Genomic DNA, 7,562 nt, shown 5'->3' on the forward strand with positions numbered 1-7,562 from the left:
GAGGCAGGCGTCGTACGACGACCGCGCCGCTGCCGAGGCCGCGCTCGCCGGCGTCACGACGCTGCTGCTCGTCTCGGCCGCCGAGTCGGCCACCCGCCGCGAACAGCACCGCACCATGGTCGAGGCTGCGGCCACCGCCGGCGTGCGCCACCTCGTCTACACGTCGTTCGTCGGCGCCGGGCCCGACGCGACCTTCACCCTCGGGCGCGACCACGGCCACACCGAGGAGGCGATCCGGGACGCAGCGGCGCGGACCGGGATGACCTTCACTCTGCTGCGCGACAACTTCTACGCCGACGTGCTCCCGTACTTCGCCGATGTCGCGGGCGTGATCCGCGGGCCCGCCGGCGACGGGCGGGTCGCGGCGGTCGCGCGGGCGGACGTGGCCGACGTGGCGGCCGCCGTACTCCTGGCGCCGGAGGCGCACGCCGGCGCGACCTACCACCTCACCGGTCCGGAGGCGCTCACCCTGGCGCAGGTCGCCGCCCGGGTCGGCGCGGCCCTCGGCCGGGAGCTGCGTTACGAGGAGGAGACGGTCGAGGAGGCCTACGCGTCCCGCCGTGCCGCCTATCCGGATGCCGCGGACTACGAGCTCGACGCGTGGGTCAGCACCTACACGGCGATCGCCGACGGCTCCGTCGCCACCGTCACCGGTGACGTCGAGCGTGTGACCGGCCGCGCCGCGCGCACCCTGGAGGATGCGCTCACCGACGTCCGGTAGCCGGCGCGACACCTAGAGTGTCGGGATGGGAGCCGAGAGCGGCGAGATCCATCGCGAGGAGTTCGTCCACCTGGTCGACGTCGCGCACGACCGCGCCCTGATCGCCTGGGGAGCGTTCTGGTTCCGGCGTGACGAAGCGGCCGGCCGGTGGAACATCCTGGATGACTCCGAGCTGCAGTCGGCCGTGGGCCGGCGCACGTCGATCGGGCACGGCGCCGAGCCGTTCGGCGACTCTCGCGTCGAGGTGCTGGACACCGACGGCGAGGTCGTGGCCGAGGCGCGCACCGAGGACCGGACATGGGTCTGGGTGGACGGCCTCGAGCCGGACACGGCGTACCGCTACCGGATCCAGGTCGACGGCCGCCCGTGGGCGGCGGGGACGCGCCAGGACTGGGTGCCCGTCGCGTCGGGTGGCTACGACCTCGCGCCGGGCAAGACCTACGACCTGCAGCTGCGCACCTTCCCGACCCCGGACGACGCGACTCCGCTCGTGCGGTTCGTCGCGATGGGCGACTACGGCGTCGGGATCAAGTCGGACAGCGAGTCCAGCCGCCGTCAGCGGCGGATCGCCGACGTGCTCGACGAGCTCGTGCGGCACCACGACGTCCGCTTCGTGCTGTCGCTGGGCGACAACATCTACCAGGGCGAGCAGGGTCAGGTGGACGACGAGAGCGGCGGGGAGGACGACGACTGGTACTCCAGCTTCTTCCAGCCCTACCGCTACGTCATCGCCCGGGTCCCGGTGTTCCCGACGATCGGCAACCACGACACCACCGACACCGAGGGCAGCGACGACCGGGCCCAGATGGAGGACAACTTCCACGTTCACGAGCGCTTCCGCGACCAGCAGGACCGCGCATCGGTGGGACCGGGGCTCTACTACCGCTTCGGCTACGGCAAGGACCTCGAGCTCATCTGCATCGACACCTCCCAGGACAGCGAGGACCCCGACTACCACCGCTTCTTCCAGGTGCCCGACCACCAGCGGTGGCTGGAGGACGCACTGGCGGTGGCCGACCACGTCTGGCGGATCCCCTTCTCCCACCACCCGCTGTTCTGCGCCGGGCCGGAGCACGGGAACGACCAGGAGATGCTCGAGACCCTGCTGCCGCTCTTCGAACGCGGCGGGGTGCGGCTCGTCCTGGCCGGCCACGAGCACAACTTCCAGGTCTCGGAGACGGACGGCCGCACGTACGTCGTCTCCGGAGCCGGCGGCAAGCTCCGCGAGGAGATCCCCGAGGGCTTCGACGACGCCCACACCACCGCGTGGGCGGCCCAGGCGCACCTGCTGGTCGTCGAGATCGACGGGGACGAAGCCCGGCTGACACCGATGTCGGGCCTGCTGCCTGACGGGTCGCCGCACCCGATGACCGCGCTGACGAAGCACAACGAGGTCGTGCGTCCGCCGTTCGTCGTGCGCCAGCAGTGATCCAGCAGTGACCCAGGGCCTCAGCCCGTGAGGTGGTGCACGTAGCACCAGCGCCAGTCCTCGCCCGGCTCGACCGACCGGATGACCGGGTGGGCGGTTGCGTGGAAGTGCGCGGTGGCGTGGCGGTTGGGTGAGGAGTCGCAGCAGCCGATGGTGCCGCAGGTGAGGCACATCCGCAGCGCGACCCAACGGCTGCCGATCGCGAGACAGCTCTGGCAGGCCAGCTCGCCGGTGGGGTCGGCGAGCGGCGCCGACGCGAGGTGGTCACAGGACTGTCCCGCTGGTCTGCGCACGCGCACCGCCTCCACGTCGGCTCGTTCCTGCTCGGCGGCGTCCAGCATGGACTCCTCGATGTCGAGCATGGCCAGCACGTCGCTGACCACCTCGGACGGTACGGACCCGGTGGACCGGATCTCCAGCACCCGCCGGCGTTCGGCTTCGATCATCTCCTCGCGCACCCGGGCGTAGAGGGCCGCCGGGCTCTCCTCACCCTCGGTCGTGCCGAGCCGCTCCCAGGCGGCGAAGTTGCGCTGCTCGATGCGCTGGCGGATCAGGTCGGCGACGCCGTAGGGATCGTCGGCGTCGTCGAGCTCCTCGAGCCGCGAGTAGCCGGCCTTGGAGGCCTGCTGCAACAAGGTCGCCCGCGCCAGGGCGTCGTCCATCGGGTCCGGGGCCGGCACCTTGAGGCGACGGGCGAGCCAGCCCAGGCTCATCCCCTGGAGCAGCAGGGTGCCGGCGCACACGGTGAACGCGATCATCAGCAGCACCTCGCGGTGCGCGACGTCCTCCGGGATCACGAACGCGGCGGCCAGGGTCACGACACCGCGCATCCCGGCCCACCCGATCAAGAAGGTGTACGACGCCGGCGGGCGTCGTCCGGTCGTCGGGTCCGGGCCGGGGCGGATCAGCAGGTAGCGCGCGGGGAACACCCAGGCCAGGCGGAGCACGACCACCGCGACCAGCGTGGCGAGGCAGACGCTCACGATCGTGCTGGTCGGCAGCGTGCTCGCGCGGACGTCGTCGACCAGCCACCGCGCCTGCAGGCCGATCAGCAGGAACACGGTGTTCTCGAGGATGAACGCCAGCATCCGCCAGTTCATCCGCTCCGCGATCCGGGACTGCGCCGTCTGCAGGATCGGCGCCTTGTGGCCGAGCAGGAGGCCGGCGACGACGACGGCGACCACGCCGGACGCGTGGATCTCCTCGGCTGCGATGAAGGTCGCGAACGGCACGACGAGCGAGATCCCGGTGTCGAGGACCGGGTCAGTGACGTGCCTGCGGATCTTCGCGACGAGCAGGAACCCGGCGATGCCGACCGCGAGGCCGCCGCCGGCGGCAAGAAGGAACTCGAGCCCGATCTCCCACGTCGGCGCCATCGCGCCCGAGGCGGCGATCGCCGCGATCGCCGTCCGCAGCGCCACCAGCGCGGTCGCGTCGTTGAGCAGCGACTCGCCCTCGAGGATGGTCACGATCCGGCGCGGCAGGCCGATCCGGCGACCGATCGCGGTCGCCGCCACCGCGTCGGGCGGCGCGACGACGGCGCCGATCGCGAAGGCTGCCGGCCAGCCGACCTCGGGCAGGATCGCGTGCACGACGACCGCGACCCCGACCGTGGTGAACGCCACCAGCCCGACCGACAGCAGCAGGATCGGGCGCCGGTTGGCGTTGAAGTCGACGAGGGAGGTGCTGATGGCCGCGGCGTACAGCAGCGGCGGGAGCAGGCCGAGCAGCACCACCTCGGGCTCGAGGTGGATGGTCGGCACGCCCGGCAGGTAGGACCCCGCCCAGCCGACCAGGATCAGCGGGATCGGCGCGCCGATGCCCAGTCGGCCGGTGATCGCGGTGACCGCGAGCACGGTGACGGCGATGGCCACGAGCAGCAGCGCGATCTCCACGGGCTCATTGTCCCTGTCAGCGGAACAGCAGTCGCAACAGCGCGGTCGCGCCGTCGACCATCCGCTCGGTGCTGAACCGGTCGGGGTCGTCGAGCAGCAGCCGGCCGAAGTGCTCGATGATCGCCAGCACCGCGTGGGCGTAGAGGTCCGCGTCGAACGCCGGGCCGGCCTCCGCGCCGACGCCGCTGATCAGCTGGGCGAACATCGCGCGCACCTTCTCGCGGTCCGCCTCGATCCGCTCGAGCACGACAGCCGGCAGCCCGTCGGGCTGCTGCAGGATCGGGCGCCAGGTGTCAGGGTCCTCACGCACCATGAGGACCAGCTGCTCGATCGCGCCCGACACCAGGCCGACCGGGTCGGAGAGGTCGGGCTCGTCCGGGAGCGCCTGCAGCAGCCGCCCGAACGCCCGCACCTGCTGGCGGTCCAGCAGCGCGGTCAGCAGGTCGCCGAGCCCCTCGAACGCGCCGTAGACGACCGGCCGGGTGACGCCGGCCTCCTTGGCGACGGCATCGACCGAGACCCCGCCGTACCCGTCGCGGACGATCACCGCGAGGGCGGCGTCCATCAGCTGCTCCCGGCGTACGTCGAGCGGCACCCGCGCGGCGTACGGACGTCGCTGGCGCGGGGAACCTGGCACAACGCGAACCTTAATCGGCTGCCCTCTTCCCTAATTACTACAGTTGTGTAGTAATAGTGCCATGAAGCGAGCTGACGTACTGCCCCATGAGGACTTCGGGTTCTTCGGCCCGGACTCGGTCACCTGGAAGGTGTGGTCCTACCCGACCTCGCTGACCATCGGCTTCCAGCGAGCGGTGGTCGTCGAGGAGCTCGACCCGGCGCTGGTGGCGTCGGTCACCGAGACCCACGCGATCTTCGACCGTCCGCGCACCCGCTACGACCGGACCCTGCGCTACTTCGCGCTGGTCGCGTTCGGGTCGAGCCGCGAGACGTCGAAGGCCGCCGACGTCCTCGTCAAGATCCACTCGAAGGGGATCGGCACCTGTCCCGTGACGGGCGTCCGGTACGACGCCAACGACCCCGACAGCCAGCTGTGGATCCAGCTCACCGGCTGGCACTCCATCCTGCTCGCCTACGAGCGCTACGGGCCGGGCAGGCTGAGCCCCGACGAGGAGGCGCAGTACTGGGCCGAGTGCGCCGTCGCCGCCGAGCTGCAGACCTGCGACCCAGCCGACATCCCCCGCAACCGCGAGGAGCTGCGCGCCTACTACGAGCGGATGCGCCCGCAGCTGCTCAGCAGCGACCTCGCCAAGCAGGCGATGCACCAGCTGCTCGACGCCCGGGTGATGCTGCCGAAGCTGCCCTGGTTCCTGACCCCCGTCAGCTGGGTGACGGCGGTAGCGCTGCGCAAGGGCACCATCGCCACCCTGCCCCGCTGGATGCGCGAGGAGACGGGCCTGAAGCAGTCGCGCCTGATGGACGCCCTGATCCGGCCGGTGCTGCGGGTCGCGTTCGGGGTCGTCTCCCTCAGCGGGCAGGTGCAGGTGGCGCTGCTCCGGCTCATCTCCCCGATGACGGTGTCGGTCGCGGCGCCGATCCTGCTGGGGGTGCCGCCGGAGCGCGCGGAGGTGCTGACGCCCGCCCAGGCCCGGGAGCGCTACGGCTACGACCGACCCCGCGACGCCCACCTCGAGCTCCGGGCGCGCCAGCACGCGAAGGTCTTCGGCGAGGGCGCGAGGCCGAGCGACGAAGGGATCATCGAGTCGCAGCCGATCCTGGGCCGGATCTAGGGACGGGCTGATCAGCCCAGGTCGCTCGCCAGCGACCGGATCCGGGCATCGAGGTCGCGCCGACCGCGCCGGTCGACCACGGCCTCGATGACCTCGATCCCACCGTTGGGGCTGGCGACGGCGTGCTCGAGCTCGAGCCGGGACCGGACCCGCAGGAACGGCGTGCGGGTCCCGACGCACAGGCTCGCGAGATCGACCCCGTGCGGGGTGCCGAACAGCCGCTCGAACGCGGCCGCATGCTCGGGTGCGCCCTGCTCGAGCATCGAGAAGATCGCGCCGCCGTTGTCGTTCGCCACCACGATGGTGAGGTCCGGGCGCGGCTCGTCGGGCCCCATCACCAGGCCGGTCTGGTCGTGCAGGAACGTCAGGTCGCCCATCAGCGCCAGGTTGCGGGTCGAGTGGGGCCGGCCGAGGCTCGCCCCGAGTGCGGTGCTGATGGTGCCGTCGATCCCGGCGAGCCCGCGGTTGGCGATCACCCGGCGGCGCTCGCCGACGGTCGCGGGACGCGCCATCAGGTCGAGGTCGCGCACCGGGCTGGACGCTCCCACGACCAGCAGCCCCCCGGCCGGCAGGGCGCGCGACACCACGCCGGCGACGTCGTACGGCGTCAGCGACGGCTCCTCCGCGAGCAGCCGGTCGACCCGCTGCCCGAGCTCGCGATCGACGGTCCGCCACCGGGTCAACCAGTCGCTGGTGTCGGCCCCGGGACCCTCCGGCCGCCCGTCGAGGACGGTCGCGCCAGCGGGTCGGACCGGCCAGACGCCCGGCCCCGGAACCACCAGCACCTCCACGTCGGGCCGCTCCAGCAGCGCCGTCACCGGGCGCGACAGCGTCGGTCGCCCGAACACGACGACCCGCTCGATCTCCCGCCCCAGCGAGGTTCCGAGCAGCAGTCGGTAGCACCGCAGCGCGTGCTGCCCCGTGCGGGCGCCGCTGGTCGGCTCCGCCAGCAGCGGCCAGCCGGCCTTCTCCGCCAGCACCCGCGCGGGCGGGCCCGCGTCGTCCCCCGCGACGACGACGGTGCGAGGTCCGGCGGGAAGGGTGGTTTCGAGGCTCGGCCGCGGGCGGCCTCGCACCTCAACCACCGACGGCGCCGAAGCGTCCGGTGCCGCCGGTTGAGGTGCGAGCGAAGCGAGCCTCGAAACCAAGGCCGCATCCGGCACCAGCGGGGCGTCGAGCTGGAGGTTCAGGTGCACGGGCCCGGGGCCGTCCCACTGCACAGCCTGGAGGCCGGCGAGGTCGGCGACGTCGGACGTGCCGACGAGCGGGCCGAAGATCCCCACCTGGTCGGTGGTCTGGTTGGCGCCGGTGCCCCGCAGTCGGGCGGGGCGGTCGGCCGTGACCACGACCATCGGCACGCCCGCGTGCACGGCCTCGAGGACGGCCGGGTGGAGGTTCGCGACAGCAGTGCCCGACGTGCAGACCACCGCGGCACGGGCACCGACCTTGGACAGCCCGAGGGCGAGGAAGCCGCCGGTGCGCTCGTCGATCCGGGTGTGCAGGCGCAGCAGCCCGGCCTGGTCCGCGGCCCACACCGCGAACGCCAGCGGCGCGTTGCGGGAGCCGGGCGCCAGCACCACGTCCTCGACGCCCGCGCCGAGCAGCCGCTCGACGACGGCCTGCGCCAGGGCAGCTGCCGAGTCCGGGGCGTCGCTCACAGTCGTCGATCCTGCCGCAGCACCGCGACGTCGCCGAACCGGGCCTCCCACCAGGCCACCCGGTCGGCGGGCGCCGCCAGCCGGTCGAGCGCGGCAGCGTCCACGACCGGA

At 72.7% G+C, this 7,562-nt stretch carries 6 protein-coding genes; 3 read left to right on the forward strand and 3 right to left on the reverse strand.

Annotation, left to right across the window (positions count from 1 at the left end):
• Nucleotides 1-721, forward strand: a 721-nt coding sequence (locus H0488_RS20420; protein WP_183101068.1) for an NmrA family NAD(P)-binding protein, incomplete at its 5' end; no start/stop codon positions are given.
• 25 nt (nt 722-746) lie between these two features.
• The gene (locus tag H0488_RS20425; RefSeq protein ID WP_183101069.1) at nt 747-2,150 is read left to right on the forward strand and encodes a metallophosphoesterase; all 1,404 of its coding nucleotides are present in this window, start codon (nt 747-749) and stop codon (nt 2,148-2,150) included.
• Between the two features lie 20 nt (nt 2,151-2,170).
• Here the strand turns inward: H0488_RS20425 and H0488_RS20430 are convergent, their stop codons facing one another.
• Together H0488_RS20430 and H0488_RS20435 are read right to left on the reverse strand one after the other, a co-directional pair.
• Nucleotides 2,171-4,045 (reverse strand): cation:proton antiporter domain-containing protein, encoded by a 1,875-nt coding sequence (locus H0488_RS20430; RefSeq protein WP_183101070.1) that lies wholly within the window; start codon nt 4,043-4,045, stop codon nt 2,171-2,173.
• Nucleotides 4,046-4,061: 16 nt separating this feature from the next.
• Entirely contained in the window at nt 4,062-4,682 is a 621-nt protein-coding gene (locus H0488_RS20435; protein WP_183101071.1) for a TetR/AcrR family transcriptional regulator, read from the reverse strand.
• Nucleotides 4,683-4,743: 61 nt separating this feature from the next.
• On the opposite strand from H0488_RS20435, the gene H0488_RS20440 reads away from it, so the two are divergent.
• Nucleotides 4,744-5,793, forward strand: coding sequence for an oxygenase MpaB family protein (locus H0488_RS20440; RefSeq protein WP_183101072.1), 1,050 nt, complete (start codon nt 4,744-4,746; stop codon nt 5,791-5,793).
• A gap of 11 nt (nt 5,794-5,804) precedes the next feature.
• On the opposite strand, the gene menD is transcribed toward H0488_RS20440, so the two are convergent.
• Nucleotides 5,805-7,451, reverse strand: coding sequence for a 2-succinyl-5-enolpyruvyl-6-hydroxy-3-cyclohexene-1-carboxylic-acid synthase (gene menD / locus H0488_RS20445; protein ID WP_183101073.1), 1,647 nt, complete (start codon nt 7,449-7,451; stop codon nt 5,805-5,807).
• Between the last annotated feature and the right edge of the window lie 111 nt (nt 7,452-7,562).

This window comes from Nocardioides pelophilus (assembly GCF_014180685.1).
Lineage (GTDB): Bacteria > Actinomycetota > Actinomycetes > Propionibacteriales > Nocardioidaceae > Nocardioides > Nocardioides pelophilus.

Coding starts and splice junctions, on each gene's coding strand:
- H0488_RS20440 (WP_183101072.1), top strand. CDS start 4,744: ATGAAGCGAGCTGACGTACTGCCCCATGAGGACTTCGGGTTCTTCGGC.
- H0488_RS20425 (WP_183101069.1), top strand. CDS start 747: ATGGGAGCCGAGAGCGGCGAGATCCATCGCGAGGAGTTCGTCCACCTG.